The following is a 2117-nucleotide window of genomic DNA, read 5'->3' on the forward strand; positions in this document are numbered from 1 at the left end:
GGGGAGCTGTGGGAGATGGAATTTTTTCCTCAGCGAATTCAGGAAGCCGAAGGCGGTTGGAATTCGGGGGAACAAATTCCAGTTCCAAAAGTTTTACGAACATTCTGCACATTGAAACTCCATGAAAAAAAGACAATCTTCTAAGTTCGACCCAATCTTCTTCAAAAGGGCGAAATGAAAATCGATTGAGCCTGAGTTTTTGTCTCTGATAACCGACCTTATTTCTTGGGAAATGAAACTGGATTAAAACCAGAAGTGTCTTTTTTTGGAGACATTGGTTCAAAAGAATTCTCAAAGAACCCGCTTCATGAATTCTTCTTTCCAAAAAAGGAATCAATTCTTTTGGAATATTCAAATCCGAAGGAGAACCTATTTTTTTTCGAACTCCTTTCGAATCAAAAACGAAAGATTCTTTCTCCGAAGAAAGATCTTTACTCTTACGATGCGGCTTTAGAAGCCTTAGATGTCTGAATGGTTGTTTTTCTTTTTTTGTCCTCATATCGTTTACGGTTCCAGGATCGTTTCAAATGAAGCAGTATCTCGAAAAAAAATTTGCTTTTTTCTATTTTTTTTGCGAAAAGTCTCAAAGATTCTTTTTCGAGAATTTCGTTTGATTTGAGAACAGCCTTCCTGTGATTTCTTTGGGACGGAAGACCTGCCCTGAGTCACCGAAGAGCCTTCATGATATGAGAATCAAGAATCAAAAAGAGAACTTTTTCTTAAACTCGACCGGAAAAGAATAGAGAATGAAATTAACTTCCTTCCAGGAAGAATCCTCTGACTCAAAGATATTCCCGCTCTTTTTCCTTTTGTTCTCAAATCATTGCTCTTCCCAAATTCAAATTGAGGAATTTCTGATGCCTCGGCCTCTTCAATTTGAATGAGCATTACAAAAAAATGACAAATCGAAAGACCATAGTATCTTGCTACAATTCTGAGTTCGGCCCAATCGGAAGAATTTGGTCGAAATGAGAATCGAACCAAGTCAAGGTTTGTATTTTGATAAATTGTCTTTTCGCTTTTTGAAAATGCGAACATCGAAGGAAATTTGGAACGATTCCTCGCAAGAAGGAGAGAGAGGAAATTCTTCAAAGATCCGAATCGAGCGATTCTTCTTTTCAACGCAAGAGCATGACGCTTAGGGATCCAAAGATCGGATGAAGAAGCCCGTTTTGACTTGGATTGCGCATAAGACTCGAAATCACCTTTTTCGGAAAGTGAACGAAAGTGTTTTGAAGAAACTGGATATTTTGCTTTTCCCATACCCTCTTCAGTTCCTGTAAGAGTGAAAGATGAATGGATTTTCCAAAAGAATTTAGAAAATTTTTCTTTTTATTTAAAAACTGAAACCTTAGATTGGTCGTTACTTCGACCTTAAAAAAATTCAAAAAGCAATTTCAACTTCGAAATGAAAATAACCGTTTCCAAAACCAACTAATTACTAAGACATAACGAAAGAATTAAGAATATACCCGTAAAAGCACTTTACTGGCGGAGTTCCGTCCAAATTCATTTTTGAAAAGGTAAAATAAAATCTTAGACTAAAGTTGCTTTCACATTTTCAAATATAAAATTTTATAGAAGAAGAGAAACGCAAAAACTTTGCGAGGAAGCCCTCATACGAAATTCAATTCCCCTTTCCATTGTCTCAGAACTATTTTGCTTCGAACGATTCATTCACTATTAAGATTTCGAACAAGCACACAAAAACCATCATCGTCTTCTTATTTTTAGTTTCGTCCAATTTGGTGCTTCAACTCACCGACACCGAGCTCATACTTTAGCTTTCTGACCGAACCAATCGAGCTCGAGATTTGGGTCTTGTTTGATTCTTTAAATGTGGAGAATTCCACAGAATTTTGAATGTACCCAAAAGCTTATTATTCCGCCACACATGCGAGGTGACAAAAGCGCTGTGAAGCAGCATCTAAGCGATGCATTTTAGAAATTTCAATTCCTCTTCCCGCTAAAACAGAAAAAGCCAGACTTCAACGTCCTCGCCTTCGTGAGTCTTGTATGACGAAGATATACTTCGGCCCGACTTTGTTTTCATATCTATAAAATCATTTTAATTTCAGTTCAGGCTTGAAATGAAAAAAGCCAAGCTCTGTGTAGCT

General features: G+C 37.1%; 2 protein-coding genes. Both read right to left on the bottom strand.

Translation table 11 applies throughout. From position 1 onward, the window contains the following. Window positions 1–499, bottom strand: a 499-nt coding sequence (locus tag JWG45_RS04950) for a DUF1564 family protein (RefSeq protein ID WP_205278675.1), incomplete at its 3' end; no start/stop codon positions are given. 194 nt (window positions 500–693) lie between these two features. Beyond that, window positions 694–1263: a DUF1564 family protein gene (locus JWG45_RS04955; RefSeq protein ID WP_205278676.1), complete on the bottom strand. Its 570-nt coding sequence runs from the start codon at window positions 1261–1263 to the stop codon at window positions 694–696. Window positions 1264–2117 lie beyond the last annotated feature (854 nt).

Source organism: Leptospira ainlahdjerensis, from assembly GCF_016919175.1.
In the GTDB taxonomy this organism is placed as follows: Bacteria; Spirochaetota; Leptospiria; order Leptospirales; family Leptospiraceae; genus Leptospira; species Leptospira ainlahdjerensis.

What these genes read in the sequence shown, in the direction of transcription:
- JWG45_RS04955 (WP_205278676.1), bottom strand. Translation starts at nt 1,263, where the DNA reads ATGGGAAAAGCAAAATATCCAGTTTCTTCAAAACACTTTCGTTCACTT.